The sequence below is a fragment of the Mycobacterium sp. NGS33 genome (genome assembly GCF_059812885.1).
This window is the reverse complement of record NZ_JCALDN010000001.1, coordinates 606,323-620,749: the sequence shown is the minus strand read 5'-3', so window position 1 is coordinate 620,749 and position 14,427 is coordinate 606,323. Positions and strand designations below refer to the sequence as shown.

At 68.9% G+C, this 14,427-nt stretch carries 15 protein-coding genes; 10 read left to right on the top strand and 5 right to left on the bottom strand.

Annotated elements, in window-relative coordinates; genetic code table 11:
• Positions 1 to 22: 22 nt before the first annotated feature.
• Genes AC5Y5B_RS02765 through glnX form a run of 3 tightly spaced genes read right to left on the bottom strand, consistent with a single transcriptional unit; the run spans position 23 to position 4,610 of the window.
• The gene (locus tag AC5Y5B_RS02765) at positions 23 to 2,314 is read right to left on the bottom strand and encodes a serine/threonine-protein kinase PknG (protein ID WP_112631698.1); all 2,292 of its coding nucleotides are present in this window, start codon (positions 2,312 to 2,314) and stop codon (positions 23 to 25) included.
• Positions 2,314 to 3,291, bottom strand: a complete 978-nt coding sequence (locus AC5Y5B_RS02760) for a glutamate ABC transporter substrate-binding protein (protein WP_112631697.1) — start codon at positions 3,289 to 3,291, stop codon at positions 2,314 to 2,316. The genes AC5Y5B_RS02765 and AC5Y5B_RS02760 overlap by 1 nt, the downstream gene beginning before the upstream one ends.
• The gene (glnX, locus tag AC5Y5B_RS02755; protein ID WP_112631696.1) at positions 3,291 to 4,610 is read right to left on the bottom strand and encodes a protein kinase G-activating protein GlnX; all 1,320 of its coding nucleotides are present in this window, start codon (positions 4,608 to 4,610) and stop codon (positions 3,291 to 3,293) included. Before glnX ends, AC5Y5B_RS02760 begins: the two co-directional genes overlap by 1 nt.
• A gap of 140 nt (positions 4,611 to 4,750) precedes the next feature.
• On the opposite strand from glnX, the gene AC5Y5B_RS02750 reads away from it, so the two are divergent.
• A complete protein-coding gene (locus AC5Y5B_RS02750; protein ID WP_112631695.1) occupies positions 4,751 to 5,383 on the top strand; it encodes an NUDIX hydrolase in 633 nt (210 codons plus the stop codon).
• On the opposite strand, the gene thiE is transcribed toward AC5Y5B_RS02750, so the two are convergent.
• Complete coding sequence (thiE, locus tag AC5Y5B_RS02745) at positions 5,355 to 6,026, bottom strand: thiamine phosphate synthase (RefSeq protein WP_112631694.1); 672 nt, start codon at positions 6,024 to 6,026, stop codon at positions 5,355 to 5,357. The two genes, AC5Y5B_RS02750 and thiE, sit on opposite strands and share 29 nt — an antisense overlap.
• 176 nt (positions 6,027 to 6,202) lie before the next feature.
• Between thiE and thiO the strand changes: the two genes are divergently transcribed.
• From thiO to AC5Y5B_RS02725, 4 genes are read left to right on the top strand one after another with little or no spacing between them, the layout of a single operon-like run.
• Positions 6,203 to 7,225 carry a glycine oxidase ThiO gene (gene thiO / locus AC5Y5B_RS02740; RefSeq protein WP_500003307.1) on the top strand — a complete coding sequence of 341 codons (1,023 nt, stop codon included), beginning with the start codon at positions 6,203 to 6,205 and terminating at the stop codon, positions 7,223 to 7,225.
• A complete protein-coding gene (thiS, locus tag AC5Y5B_RS02735) occupies positions 7,222 to 7,419 on the top strand; it encodes a sulfur carrier protein ThiS (RefSeq protein WP_112631693.1) in 198 nt (65 codons plus the stop codon). Before thiO ends, thiS begins: the two co-directional genes overlap by 4 nt.
• Positions 7,420 to 7,474: 55 nt before the next feature.
• Entirely contained in the window at positions 7,475 to 8,179 is a 705-nt protein-coding gene (locus tag AC5Y5B_RS02730; RefSeq protein WP_430917870.1) for a thiazole synthase, read from the top strand.
• Positions 8,176 to 8,943, top strand: coding sequence for an SGNH/GDSL hydrolase family protein (locus AC5Y5B_RS02725; RefSeq protein WP_500003304.1), 768 nt, complete (start codon positions 8,176 to 8,178; stop codon positions 8,941 to 8,943). The genes AC5Y5B_RS02730 and AC5Y5B_RS02725 overlap by 4 nt, the downstream gene beginning before the upstream one ends.
• A gap of 2 nt (positions 8,944 to 8,945) precedes the next feature.
• On the opposite strand, the gene AC5Y5B_RS02720 is transcribed toward AC5Y5B_RS02725, so the two are convergent.
• Positions 8,946 to 9,467 (bottom strand): serine/threonine protein kinase, encoded by a 522-nt coding sequence (locus tag AC5Y5B_RS02720; RefSeq protein ID WP_112631690.1) that lies wholly within the window; start codon positions 9,465 to 9,467, stop codon positions 8,946 to 8,948.
• A gap of 457 nt (positions 9,468 to 9,924) precedes the next feature.
• Here AC5Y5B_RS02720 and AC5Y5B_RS02715 point away from each other — a divergent pair, with 457 nt between their 5' ends.
• From AC5Y5B_RS02715 to AC5Y5B_RS02695, 5 genes are all read left to right on the top strand, one after another.
• On the top strand, positions 9,925 to 10,260 hold the full coding sequence (locus tag AC5Y5B_RS02715) for a CD225/dispanin family protein (protein ID WP_112631689.1): 336 nt from the start codon (positions 9,925 to 9,927) through the stop codon (positions 10,258 to 10,260).
• 18 nt (positions 10,261 to 10,278) lie between these two features.
• A complete protein-coding gene (locus tag AC5Y5B_RS02710; RefSeq protein ID WP_112631688.1) occupies positions 10,279 to 10,704 on the top strand; it encodes a DUF2752 domain-containing protein in 426 nt (141 codons plus the stop codon).
• Between the two features lie 53 nt (positions 10,705 to 10,757).
• Positions 10,758 to 12,248: a M28 family metallopeptidase gene (locus AC5Y5B_RS02705; protein WP_500003299.1), complete on the top strand. Its 1,491-nt coding sequence runs from the start codon at positions 10,758 to 10,760 to the stop codon at positions 12,246 to 12,248.
• Positions 12,245 to 13,717, top strand: coding sequence for a M28 family peptidase (locus tag AC5Y5B_RS02700; protein WP_500003297.1), 1,473 nt, complete (start codon positions 12,245 to 12,247; stop codon positions 13,715 to 13,717). Before AC5Y5B_RS02705 ends, AC5Y5B_RS02700 begins: the two co-directional genes overlap by 4 nt.
• 122 nt (positions 13,718 to 13,839) lie before the next feature.
• Positions 13,840 to 14,220, top strand: a complete 381-nt coding sequence (locus AC5Y5B_RS02695) for a DUF732 domain-containing protein (RefSeq protein ID WP_112631685.1) — start codon at positions 13,840 to 13,842, stop codon at positions 14,218 to 14,220.
• Positions 14,221 to 14,427: the final 207 nt, after the last annotated feature.

Sequence of the window (14,427 nt, the reverse complement as noted above, 5' to 3'; positions counted from 1 at the left end):
GGCCCGGCTAAGGCGCCACACGCTAGAACGTGCTGGTGGGGCGCACCCTGTTCGCCATGTCCACCAGCGCGTAGCGGTGCCGCTGGGTGGGGGCAACGCGGGCCAGGTTGCGCAGCGCGGCCTCGACGCCGAGCCGCAGCCCGTGCTCGGTGAACGGGAAGCCGAGGATGTGGTTGGTGCTGGCCTTGTTGTCCTCCAGCCAGTCCATGGCGCAGCCGAGCACCAGGGCGCGGATCTGCAGCACGCGGGGCTCGGTGGGCGGCAGCGCCTCCACCCGCCGCGCCGCGTCGCGGATGTCCTCCTCGGTGATCTCGCTCTTGGTCCGGCCGGACAGCAGCGTCACCGCGCTGGTCAGTCGCGCGGTGGTGAAGTGCCGGGAGGTGGCGGGCACCTCGTCCAGCGTGCGCACCGCGGCGGACCGATCCCCTTCCGCGGACAGCGATCTGGCCAACCCGAACGCAGCCGAGATCACGCCGTCGTTCGTCTTCCACACCGTCTCGTAGAACTTGTGGTTGTCCACGTCGCCGGCCAGCTCGGCGGTGGCGGCCAGCGCCAGCTTGGGCGCCAGCTCGCCGGGGAAGGTGTCCAGCACCTCGATGAAATGTGTTGTGGCCGAATCGTAGTCGCCGGTGAGCAGCTCGGCGACGGCCTTGTACCACACCAGCCGCCATTGCCAGCCGACCCGCTCGGCCAGGTCGTCGAGCTTGCGGGTGGCCTTGGCCACGTCGCCGAGGTCCAGCAGCGCGCGCACCTCCATCAGGGGCAGCTCCACCGACTCGGACACCTCGACCCCGTCGGCGTCCAGCGTCCCGTGCCGGGCGGCGCGCAGCGAATCCAGCGTCTGCACCGGCTGCGACAACACCGTCGCCTGCAGCACCGGAGCCGCGACGTCGGCGGGATCGACCAGCGGCACGGGCAGGGCGGTCACGATCTCGCGGGCGGTCAGCTTCTCCGAGTGAACCTGGCCGTCCAGGTAGACGTCGGTGTGCGCGACCAGCAGGTCCACCCCGAAGGTCGAGCGGCTGGGGGAAAAGATCGTCGACAGGCCGGGCCGGGGGATGCCGCTGTCGTGGGCGACGACCTCGCGCAGCACGCCCATCAACTGCGCGGACATCTCCTCGGTGCTGCAGAACCGGCGCCGCGGGTCGGTGTCGGTGGCGCGACGCAACAACCGGCGGAAGGAGTCGTAGGTGGTCAACACCGGGTCGTCCTCGGGCAGGCCGTCGACGTAGCGGCCGTTGCGGGTCTGCAGGTTCAGCGTGAGCGCGGCCAGCGTGCGGCCCACCGTGTAGATGTCGGTGGCCACCGTCGGCCCGGTCCGCACGATCTCGGGCGCCTGGAAACCCGGTGTGCCGTAAAGGTATCCGAACGAATTGATCCGCGACACCGCTCCCAGGTCGATCAGCTTGAGCTGCTCTTCGGTGCGCATGATGTTCTCCGGCTTGAGGTCGTTGTAGACCAGGCCGATGGAGTGCAGATAGCTCAGCGCGGGCAGGATCTCCAGCAGGTAGGCGACGGCCTCGGCGACGGGGAGCTTCTCGCCCTTCCCGTGCTTGAGCGGCTGCCCACCGACGTACTCCATGACGATGAGGCCGACCGGATTGTTGTGCTGATCCTTGTGCTCGACGAAGTTGAAGATCTGCACGATCTGCGGGTGGACCACCTCGGCCAGGAACTGTCGTTCGGCCATGGCGATCGCCTGGGCCTCGGCGTCACCGGAGTGCACCAAACCCTTGAGCACCACCGGCCGGTCGTTGACGTTGTGGTCGACCGCCAGGTAGACCCAACCCAGCCCGCCGTGGGCGATGCAGCCCTTGACCTCGTACTGGCCGGCGACGATGTCGCCCGGATTGAGTTGCGGCAGAAAGGAATACGGGCTTCCGCAGGACGGGCACCAGCCCTCGGAGGTGCCCTTGGATTTCTTGCTGGACCGGCCGACTGGCTTTCCGCAGTTCCAGCAGAATCGCTTGGACTCCGGCACCACCGGATTGGTCATCAGGGCTTCGCGCGGATCGATGTCGCGCCCGCGCGGGATCTCGACGAGGCCCCCGCCGAGCTGGCGGACCGCCGGCAGCGATCGCGTCGCCACCGTCAAGCGGTCCTGCGGGTCGGTGTCCAGGGCGCCCAGCGAGATGTGCGGAAAGTCGTCGTCATCGTCGTCGTCGAAATCGGGACGGAACAGCGCCTGGGTGGCCTGCAGCCGCCCGGTCGCCGCGCCGGTCTGGGCGTCGGCCGGTTGGGTGCCCGGGGCGACGTCCGCGACGTCTTCCGGGCCGGGTTCCGGCTGCTCGGTTTGCTTGTCCGGCTCGGCCATCAGTCCAGATACCTCGGCGTGGGCGGGGCCGGCGCGGGACCGAGCACCGTCAACCACTTGCGGTACAACGTGTTCCACGTGCCGTCCCGGCGGATCCGTTCCAGGGTGCCGTTGACGAACCGCACCAGTCCGGTGTTGTTCAGGTTGACCCCGATGCCATAGGGCTGGGTGGCCATGTTGGGCCCCACGATGTGCAGATAGGGGTCCTCCTCGACCAGCCCGGCCAGGATGGAGTCATCCGTGCTGACCGCGTCGATCTCGCGCTGCTGCATCGCCACCAGGCAGTCGGCCCAGTTGACCACGGACACCACGACCGGCGGCGGGTCGATCTGCTGGATGCGGTGCAGCGACGTCGTGCCCTTGGCGACGCAGACCCGCTTGCCGGACAGGTCGGAGACCTTGACGATCGACGAGTCGCGCGGGGCCAGGATGCGCTGGTTGGCGTCGAGGTAGACGGTCGAGAAGTTCACCAGCTTGCGCCGGTCGCAGGTGATGGTCATGGTCTTGACCACGACGTCGACCTCGGAGTTCTGCAGCGCGGTGACCCGCTCGTCCGACGACAGGATCCGGTACTCGACGTGCGACGGCGCCCCGAAGATGTCGCGCGCGATCTCGCCGGCGATGTCGACGTCGAAACCGGTGATCTCGCCGGTGATCGGGTCGCGGAAGCTGAACAGGTTGCTGCCGATGTCCAGGCCGACGATCAGCCGGCCGCGGGCGCGGATGTCGGCGACCGCGGCGTCGGCCTCCGCCTTGGTGGGGAACGGACGCAGGCTGGCCGTCAGATCGCAGTTCTGGTTCGGGCCGTCGGGCGGCAGCGGGGGTTGCGGCGGCAACTGCTCCATGCCGACCGGTGTCGGCGGCGGCAGCGTCGGCACGCTGGCCACCCGCAACGATTCCGTGTGTCCGCAACCCGCGAGCACCACCGCGGCGGCGGCCACGGTGCACGCCCGGCGAAGCAGGGGCAGGCGGATCACTATCGGTACTCTTTCAGCCTCGGCCACAGGCCCAGCGCCACCGCGATGGCGGCGCCGAGGCTGAGCACGACGCCACCGACCTGGGCGCCGGACAGTCCGCTGCGCGCGTTGATGACGTCGTTGCGCAACGTGATGCGGCCCTGATCCATGGCTTTGGCCAGCTCGTCTTCCAGCTTGTCGAACGCCGGGGTGGAGTCTTCTTCGCTGCTGCCCAGCGCCACCTGCGTGGCGGCCCGGTAGTTACCCACCGAGATGTAGGAGGTGATCCGGTCGTTGGCCTGCCGCCAGCGCAGCAGCAGCTGGTCGGCGCCCTCGAGGTCCGGCTTGTCCACGGCGTCGCTGCGCGACATGTACTGGTCGAGCTGGCGGTGCATGGAATCGATGCGCTGGTAGAACGACTGCTTGCGTTTTTCTTCGTCGCCGCGGCGGATCAGTGACAGGGTTTCGTCGGCGCGCGCCTGCTGGGCGGTGATCGCGACGTTGGTGACGGTCTTGAGGGATTCCGCGGCAGTGTCCTTCGCGCTACGACTGGCCGTCGTAGAAATGGTCAGTGCAGTTCCAACCCAAACCACCATGACGAGAATAGCGAGTGCGCCCACCACCAGGCCCGGGTTGATTCGGCGCCGGGTGCGCCGCGCCAGCCAGCGGTGGGAGAACGCCCCGAAGACCACGGTGGCCCCGACCACCATGATGACCGGGGCGGGGATCTGCGTCGACGCCGTGGTTTCGGCGTCCACCCGCTCCGACGTCGCCTGATACAGCCGCGCCGCGTCGGGCAGGATCGTCGATTGCATCAGGCCCGACGCCTCCGACAGGTACGACGAGCCGACGGGATTGCCCTCCCGGTTGTTGGTGCGGGCGATCTCGATCAGGCCGGTGTAGACGGCCAGCTCGGCGTTGATCCGGCCCAGCAGCTGCACCAGCGGTTCGTCGGTGAGCCCGCTCGAGGCCCGGGTCACGGCGACGGACGCGTCGGTGATGGCCTGCTCGTAGCGCTGGCGCACCGGCTGCGGCTCCGCCTCGGCGATGAACGCGGTCGCCGCGGCGGCGTCGGCCACCGACAGGGTGGTGTAGAGCCGCCCGGCGGCGAACGACAGCGGCTCGGTGTGATTGAGCACCGTGGTCAGCACCTGCTGGCGGTGGTTGATGGTGGTCGACGTGGCGAAGGCGCTGATGCCGCCGAGCGCGGCCAGCACGATGCCGATGGTCAAGATGCGCCCCGGCGTCGTCGAGATGAACCACCAGCGTGGATGAGCCGGTTCGGCCGGCGACCGCGATCCCTGCGGCTCGGTCGACGGGTGTGCCAGCTCAACCGTCACGTTTGATCAGCCCTCATCTCTCGGCCACTCGATTTCGCTGCACGGACCTCTATAAGCGAAGTCTAAGAGCATGTTCGGGTGGATGGGTGGAGGCAGACGCAATTGGCGACGCCCCAACCAAGTCTGCATATCCTGAATCGGTGCAGGGCGACGGTGACGGTTGGGTGATCTCCGACAGCGGCGCCCATTACTGGGGCCGCTACGGCGCGGCGGGTTTGCTGCTGCGGGCCCCGCAGTCCGACGGTACCCCGGCCGTGTTGCTGCAGCATCGCGCCGTGTGGAGTCATCAGGGCGGAACCTGGGGGCTGCCGGGTGGCGCCCGGGACAGCCACGAAACACCGGAGGAGACCGCGGTCCGCGAGGCCAACGAGGAGGCCGGGCTGCTCGGCGAGCGGCTGACGGTGCGCGCGACCGTGGTCACGGCCGAGGTCGCCGGCATCGCCGGCACGCAGTGGAGCTACACCACCGTGATCGCCGACGCCGATGAATTGCTGCACACCGTGCCCAATGGGGAGAGCGCCGAGATCCGTTGGGTCGCCGAAAACGAGGTGGCCGACCTGCCGCTGCATCCGGGCTTCGCGGCCAGCTGGCAGCGGCTGCGTACCGCGCCGGCGGTGTTGCCGCTGGGTGAGGGCGACGAACGACGGCGATACCTGCCGCGCACGATCGAGATCGAGGCCGGCGTCTTCGTGTGGTGCATGCCCGGTGACGCCGGCCACGAGCCTTCGCAGCTGACCCGCCGGATCAGCTCGCTGCTGCCAGCGCCGAACTGAGCCGCGCGGCCGCGGCCCGCGGGTCGGGGGCCGCGGTGATCGCCCGCACCACCACGATGCGCCGGGCGCCGGCCTCGAGCACCTCGGGCAGCCGGCGCTCGTCGATGCCGCCGATGGCGAACCACGGCTTGTCGGTTCCCAGCGCGGCGGCCGCCCGCACCAGCGGCAGGCCGGGCGCCTCGCGGTCCGGTTTGGTGGGCGTGGGCCAGCACGGGCCGACGCAGAAGTAATCCGCTTCGCCGCTCGCCCCCGCGGCGGCCTGGTCGGCGCTGTGGGTGGACGCCCCGAGCAGCACGCCCGGCCCGACGATGTCGCGCGCGATCGCCAGCGGCAGGTCGCCCTGGCCGAGGTGCAGCACGTCGGCGCCGGCCGCGCGGGCGATGTCGGCGCGGTCGTTGACCGCGAACAGGGCGCCGTGCCGGCGCGCCGCGTCGGCCAGGATCTGGCACGCCGCCAACTCCTGGCGCGCCTCCAGCGGACCGAACCGCTGCTCACCGGCCGACCCCTTGTCGCGGAGCTGGATGACGTCCACGCCACCGGCCAGGGCGGCGTCGGCGAACTCGGCCAAATCGCCGCGCTCACGGCGCGCGTCGGTGCACAAATAGAGTCGCGCCGCGGCCAGCCGGGTAAGAGGTTGATGCACACCGAGACGCTAGCGCGCTAGCGTGGAGCCGAAGAGAACTACCAGACACGGGAGTCCCGGGTGGTCGAGGCGACTGCGGGGCTGAGAGTGGGCACAGCCGGAGCCTTCCGGACCTGCCCTTACCGTCACACCTGATCCGGATCATGCCGGCGAAGGGAGGCTCCAAAATGACCGGGATGCCCGCGGGACCCCCATCGGGGTCCCTGGCCGTCATCGGCGGCGGCGTCATCGGGCTCGCGGTGGCGCGCCGCGCCGCACAGGCCGGCTGGTCGGTGCGCGTGCATCGCAGCGACCACAAGGGCGCATCCTGGGTGGCCGGCGGCATGTTGGCGCCGCACAGCGAAGGCTGGCCGGGCGAAGAGCGGTTATTGCGGCTGGGCCTGGAATCGCTGCGGCTGTGGCGCGAGGGCGGGTTCCTCGACGGGCTGCCGGCCGGGGTGGTCACCGCCCGCGAGTCGCTGGTGGTGGCCGTCGACCGCGCCGACGTCGCCGACCTGCGTACCGTCGCGGAGTGGTTGTCCGGCCAAGGCCACCCGGTGGTCTGGGAGTCGGCGGCCCGCGACGTCGAACCCCTCCTGGCGCAGGGCATCCGGCACGGCTTCTCCGCACCCACCGAACTGGCCGTCGACAACCGGGCGGTGCTGGACGCGCTGGCCGCGGAGTGTGAGCGCCTCGGGGTGCGGTGGGCGCCGCCGGTGCACGACCTGTCGCGCGTCGAGGCCGACGCGGTGGTGATCGCCAACGGCATCGACGCCCCCGCGTTGTGGCCCGGCCTGCCGGTGCGCCCGGTGAAGGGTGAGGTGCTGCGGCTGCGGTGGCGAAGGGGTTGTATGCCGTTGCCGCGGAGGGTCATTCGCGCCCGCGTGCACGGCCGGCAGGTGTACCTGGTGCCCCGCGCGGACGGGGTGGTCGTCGGCGCCACCCAGTACGAGCACGGGCGTGACACCGCGCCGGTGGTCTCGGGGGTGCGCGACCTGCTCGACGACGCCTGCGCGGTGCTGCCGGCCCTCGGCGAATACGAGTTGGCCGAGTGCGCCGCGGGGCTGCGCCCGATGACCCCCGACAATCTGCCGTTGGTGCACCGGCTGGATGCGCGCACGCTGGTCGCCGCCGGCCACGGCCGGTCGGGATTCCTGTTGGCGCCCTGGACGGCAGAACAGATCGTTTCCGAACTGGCCCCGGTGGGAGCGCACCAATGATCGTCGTGGTCAACGAGCAGAAGGTCGACGTCGAGGCGCGCATCACGGTCGCGGCGTTACTGGACTCCCTGGGCTTCCCGGACCGCGGCGTGGCCGTGGCCATGGACGACGCGGTTCTCCCGCGATCACGTTGGACCACCGAGCTTTTCGACGGTGCCCGGCTCGAGGTCGTGACGGCGGTGCAAGGTGGCTAAATCCGAATTGCCCAAACTGACCATCGCTGACCGCAGCTTCGCGTCGCGGCTCATCATGGGGACCGGGGGAGCGAGCAACCTCGCGGTGCTCGAAGAGGCGCTGGTGGCCTCGGGCACGGAACTGACCACCGTCGCGATACGCCGCGTCGACGCCGAGGGCGGCACCGGATTACTCGATCTGCTCAACCGGCTGGGCATCACCCCGCTGCCCAACACGGCGGGCTGCCGCGGCGCGGCCGAGGCGGTGCTCACCGCGCAGTTGGCGCGCGAGGCGCTGAACACCAACTGGATCAAGCTCGAGGTGATCGCCGACGAACGCACCCTGCTGCCCGACGCGGTCGAATTGGTGCGAGCCGCAGAGCAATTGGTCGACGACGGGTTCGTGGTGCTGCCCTACACCAACGACGATCCGGTGCTGGCGCGCCGGCTCGAGGACGCCGGCTGCGCCGCCGTCATGCCGCTGGGTTCGCCGATCGGCACCGGCCTGGGCATCACCAACCCGCACAACATCGAGATGATCGTCGCCGGGGCCGGCGTTCCGGTGGTGCTCGACGCCGGCATCGGAACCGCCAGCGATGCCGCGCTGGCGATGGAATTGGGTTGCGACGCGGTGCTATTGGCCACGGCGGTGACCCGGGCCGCCGACCCGGCGGCGATGGCCGCCGCGATGGCCGCCGCCGTCACCGCGGGATATCTGGCCCGGCGCGCCGGGCGGATCCCCAAGCGATTCTGGGCGCAGGCTTCGAGCCCGCAACGATGAATCGTTATGTCGCGCTGGGTAGTTCGATGGCCGCAGGCCCGGGCATCCGTCCGCGCGCGGCGGGGGCTCCGCGATGGTCGGGCCGATCGGCGCGCAACTACGCGCACCTGATCGCGCACCGTTACCGCTACGACCTGGTCGACGTCACCTTCTCCGGGGCGACCACCGCCAACGTGCTCGCCGAGAGCCAGCGCGGGGCGCCACCCCAGATCGCGGCGCTGGACGGCACCGAGAATCTGGTCACCGTCACCATCGGCGGCAATGATGTCGGCTACATCCCGCTGTTGATGGCCGCGTCGCTGCCGCGGGCGCTGCGGCACCTGCCGGTGCTGGGGGAGCGCATCGCCGAACTGATGGACCGCCAGGCCCGAGATCGGGCGCTGGACGCGGTGTTTGAATCGCTGTGCGCGGTCGGCCGGGAAGTGCGCCGACGGTCCGCGAGGGCACGGATCTTCTTCGTCGACTACCTGACGATGCTGCCGCCGCCGGGCGTGCCGGCCGCGCCCCTGTCGCCCACCGATGCCGACCTGGGTCGACACGTGGCCGCGACGCTGGAAACGATGACGGCCGATGCCGCCGCGGCGACCGGTTGCGAACTCATTCGCGCCGCCGCGGCCAGCCGCGAACACCACGCGTGGTCGGCACAGCCCTGGACGACGCTGCCGTCGCGCCTCGGTGTGTCACTGCCGGGTCGCCCCGCCCCGCTACACCCGAACGCCCAGGGGATGCGCGCGGTGGCGGATCTGCTGGCGGCCGCGCTGTAACGTCAGCCGTTGGTGCGCCACCACTGGTAGAGCGCGTTGACATCGGAATTGGACGAAGTCAGGTGTCCCAGCACGTTTTTGGCGTCGGTGGTCCAGGTCAGCGTCGCGTAGTTCTTGTACGTTCCGCAGGCGATCTGGCCGCCGGTCTGGCCGTTCTGCTTCCAGGTTCCCGGTGACTGACCGGCGTCCCCACACGCGGCCAGGGAGACGTCTTTGATGGTGGAACTGAACGCCGAGCCCAGGTTCGTGCTGTTGGAGAAGAGCGCGTAGACACCCGATCCGGGTCCGCTGGAGTCGGGGCTTTGCCCGCACACCAGTTCGGCCAGTTCGCCGGCCTCGGTGAGCTCTTGGGACTTGCAGTTGTTCAGGCCGTAGCCCTTCGACAGCGAGGCGGCCAGCGTGTTCATGTCCGCCGCGTTACCGGTGTTGGGCTCGGCGTTAGCGGTGGCACAACCCGCGAAAGCCAAACTGCCCGTGAAGGCTGCGGCCGACACGACGCGCAGCGCGGTGTTGAGATGTGACATTTTCCTGACTCCCTGCGGTTGATGGAAATAAAGAGGGGCGAACGTTTGCCCGCTAAGGCCAAACCGGCGGTGAATGCCGCCGCCACCGCTGTCCTCAGCACGTTGCTGAAATCGGACATGAATGGCTCCTTAACGGCGTCTTCTAAACACGGATAGTAGGGCTATGTCGTGGTAAAGCAATACATTCCGCAGGCAATTGTCTGTGTGGGCATCCTTCCCCGGCCGAACCCGCGCCGGACCAGGCAAATGATAGTGCCGTGCGGGCCGTCGCGTGGGGTATCGAATTATGTTGAGGTGCGGGGTTTATCGAGCCCGCCGCCGAATGCTGTCGTGTTGCCGACGGGTCGCGACTGGCCCGGCCTAAACCAGATTTTTGCATTGCTAGTGCCGATCAGAGCCCGCTCGGGTATGGTTAGCACCGCTTTACGCCAGCTAACTTCTCTTGACTGGAGAATCCATGACACAACCCCCTCCTCCGCCGCCGCCTCCCCCCGGTTATCCGCCGCAGCAGCCGGCAGCCGCGCAGCCGAATAACTATCTGGTGTGGTCGATTCTGGCGACCCTGTTCTGCTGTCTGCCCTTCGGAATCGTGGCGATCGTCAAGTCGAGCCAGGTCAATGGGTTGTGGGCGCAGGGCCGGTACGCGGAGGCGCAGGCGTCCGCCGACAGCGCCAAGAAATGGGTGATCTGGTCGGTGGCCATCGGCATCGTCGTGGGCATCATCTACGGCATCCTGATGGCGGTGGGCGCGCTCAACACGGACACCAACGCGGCACTCGCCGCGATGTTCTAAAGCCTCTAGAGTTCAATCATGGTGACCCGCTGGGGGGCGGCGCACGCGAGCATGGGCGCACCACTGGTGGTGGCCGCATCCACGACGCTGATGTGCGCCGCCATCTGGGCGGGTGACCCGACCACCCCGCACGGCCCGCTGCCGGTATGCCCCACCAAGGCGTTGTTGGGGATCGACTGTCCCGGCTGCGGCAGCTTGCGCATGGTGTATTCGCTCCTGCACGGCAATCTGTTGGCGGCCGCCAGGTTCAACGCCTTGGGCCTGGCGGCTGTCGTGCTGTTGACGTGGGCCTACTTTTCCTGGACCTACGGGCGCCTGGTGGGTCGGCGCATCCGCAGCTGGCAGCACCGACGATGGGCCGCCGCACTGACGCTGTCACTGGTGCTGGCGTGGTTCGTGGTGCGCAATATCCCCTTTGCGCCCTTCAGCGCACTGTATGTCTGATACCGCCGTGTCCTGATCCGGGCCGGTTGCGCCGCGGTCTAACCTGGGGCGCGATGGTGAACAAATCCACGACGATTCCGGCGATGGTGGCCGTGATCGCCCTGACCGCGTTCTCGACCGGCTGCGCGCATCGGTCGTCCGGCTCGCAGCAAACGCATCCCGCCGCCGCCGAATTCGCCGCGGGTCTGCGTGACAAGGTCACCGCCGACGCGATGATGGCCCACCTGTCCAAGTTGCAAGACATCGCCAACGCCAACAACGGCACCCGGGCGGTGGGTACACCCGGGTACGAGGCCAGCGTCGACTACGTGGTGAACGTGCTGCGCGGCAGCGGATTTGACGTGCAAACCCCCGAATTCTCGGCACGCGTGTTCCACGCCGAGAAGCCGGTGCTCACCGTCGGCGGCAAGTCGGTCGAGGCGCACGCGCTGGACTTCAGCCTAGGCACCGGGCCGGACGGGGTGAGCGGGCCGCTTGTCAGCGCACCGCCGAACAACCTGGGTTGCGCGGCCTCCGATTACGCCAGCCTGCCGCTGCGGGGCGCCGTGGTGCTGGTGGATCGCGGCACCTGCCCGTTCGCCCAGAAAGAGGACGCCGCGGCGCAGGGCGGTGCCGTGGCGATGATCATCGCCGACAATGTCGACGAACAACAGATGGGCGGCACGCTCGGTCCGGCCACCGAGGTGAAGATTCCGGTGCTGAGCGTGACCAAGTCGGTGGGGGTTCAGCTGCGCGGCCAGCCCGGCCCCACCACGATCAAGCTCACTGCGAGCGCCCAAAGCTTCCGGGCCCGCAACGTGATTGCGCAGACCAAGACCGGCTCGGCGACCGACGTGGTGATGGCCGGGGCGCACTTGGACAGCGTGCCCGATGGCCCGGGCATCAACGACAACGGATCGGGTGTGGCCGCGGTCCTGGAAACCGCTGTGCGGCTGGGTAATTCGCCGCCCGTGCACAATGCGCTGCGTTTCGGCTTCTGGGGTGCCGAGGAGCTCGGACTGATCGGTTCGCGCAATTACGTCGAATCGCTGGACCTGACAGCGCTGAAAAACCTTGCGCTGTATCTCAATTTCGACATGCTCGCGTCGCCTAACCCCGGCTATTTCACCTACGACGGTGACCAATCGCTGCCCGCGGACGCGCGCGGCCAGCCGGTGGTGCCCGAAGGTTCGGCCGGTATCGAACGCACGCTGGTCGCCTACTTGAAGTCGGCCGGAAAGACCGCGCAGGACACCGCGTTCGACGGTAGGTCGGACTACGACGGGTTCACGCTGGCGGGCATCCCGTCCGGCGGCCTGTTCTCGGGGGCCGAAGGGAAGATGTCCGCCGACCAGGCCAAGCTGTGGGGCGGCACCGCCGATCAACCGTTCGACCCGAACTACCACCAAAAGACCGACACCCTGGACCACATCGACCGCACCGCACTGGGAATCAACGGTGGCGGTGTGGCCTACGCGATCGGGCTGTACGCGCAGGACCTCGGCGGGCACAACGGTGTCCCCGCCATGGCGGATCGCGTCCGGCACGTGCTCGTCAAATCATGATGTCCCGGCTGGCCGCGACACTGCTGCTGATCGCCGGGCTGGTGGCCGGGTGTTCGCAGACCCGGCCGGGGCCGCCGACGGCCACTCCGGACCTGGCGCACGGCCTGGCCACGCGGGTGAACGTCGAGGGCCTGCTGACCCACCTGCGAGCCCTGCAGAACATCGCCAACGCCAACGGCGGCAACCGTGCAGACGGCACACCCGGCTTCAACGCCAGTGTGGACTACGTGGCTAAAGCACTGCGCGACAAGGGTTTTGACGTCCAGACGCCGCAGTTCGACCGGCTCTACACCGTGTCGTTGGGCAAGCCGGCGTTGACGGTCGCGGGCCGCGCCTTTCCCGTCGACCAGGCCTCGCTATTGGTCCAGACGCCGCCCGGCGGACTGACCGGCCAGCCGATCCGGCCGGCCCAGCCCTCGGGCTGCGCGGCCAACGATTACCCGGCGACCCTGCCCAAGGGGTCGATCGCCGTCGTCGACGACGCGCACTGTTCGGTGGTCGACAAACAGAACAGCGCGGTGGCCAAGGGCGCGAGCGCACTGATCGTGCTCAGCGCGCCCACCGGGCGGGGCGCGCCGCCCACGCTGTTCACCCCCGGCTATTTCAAGCAGCTGACCGTGCCCGTCGCCGTGCTGGGTTCCTACGGCGCCGCCGCGCTGAGCGGCTCGACCGCACCGGTACGCCTGGTGCTCGATGCGCAGAACGTCAAGATCACTTCGCGAAACGTCGTGGCGCAGACCAAGACCGGGTCGGCCCACGATGTCGTCGTGGTCGGCGCGCACCTGGACGGCTCCCGCGCCGGGCCCGGCATCAACGACGACGGCTCCGGGGTGGCCGCCGTGCTGGAGACGGCGTTGCAGCTGGGCCCGCTCGCGCCGGTCAACAACGCGGTGCGGTTCGTGTTCTGGGGTGCCGAGGAGGACGGCCGCAACGGCGTCATGGATTACGTGTTCGGCATGGACCGCGACCAGCTCAACGACATCGCGCTGTACCTGAACTTCACCATGCTGGGTTCACCGAATGCCGGATTCTTCACCGACGACGGTGATCAGTCCGGGCCGCCCGCGCCCGGTATCTCCGCCGCCGACGTGCCCGAGGGATCGGCCGGCATCGAACGCACCCTGGCCGGATATCTGAACCTCGCCGGCAAGCGTCCCGCCGACATGCCGTTGGACACCCGGGCCGACTATCACCCGTTCATGGTGGCCGGCGTGCCGGTCGGGGGCATGACGACCGGTGCCTCGCAGCCGAAGAGCCCCGTGCAGGCCAGGTTGTGGGGCGGGCAGACCGGCGTGGCGTTCGATCCCGATTTCCAGACACCTCGCGACACCGTCGACAACATCAATCGGGAAGCGTTGGCGGTCATGGGTTCTGGCGTCGCTTTCGTGGTCGGCAGTTACGCGGAATCCATCGGGGGCGTCAACGGGGTGCCGCCGCACAACAAGCGGCATCGCACCCGGGTGCCGTAACGGCGCGGCGTGTCGAACCCGGCTGCTACAACCGGATGGACGTGCGGGAGACGCCGCGCAACGTCAAGCCGAATTCGCAACAGGACAACACCGGCTTTCTGTAGAAGGATGAAGCGGTGCGAATGCGTCTCGTGCTGGCGAGCTTCGCCGCGGTGATCGGTGCGGCCACGCCGGCCCAAGCCGAGCCGGGCGACAACCCGGATGCGAACTTCTTGGCGGCGCTCGATCAGGCCGGCGTCCCTTACCGCAACGGCACGGTCGCCATTCAGGTCGGCAAGAGGGCGTGTGAACTGATGGACCAGGGTCACTCCCAGGCCGACGTCATCCAAAGCGTGTCGTCGGAAAATGCCGGATACACCGTGGCGGACGCGACCCGCTTCACGACCAGCGCCGTCAGTGCCTATTGCCCACAACACCTGGGCGAGCCGACCACCGAGCCGCCGCCCCCGATCGCCTGGTGGAATATTCCGTGGATTCCCTTCCCGCCGCCGGGGGCGGCGTAGGTGATGGACATACGTCCGCACCATGCGAGGTCGGCATCGGCGCGCCAATCGCACTGGCACTGTGGCTCGCAATCCCTAGTTGGCTGAGGGGTTCGTGTGAACCCTTTCGCCTGCGCGGTGTGCCGCACCGCCGCTCGGGTACCTGCGTGGCCCGCGTTTGCTGGGTCGCTCGATTCTTGCTGCCGGGTGTGGTCGATGCCTCTAGGA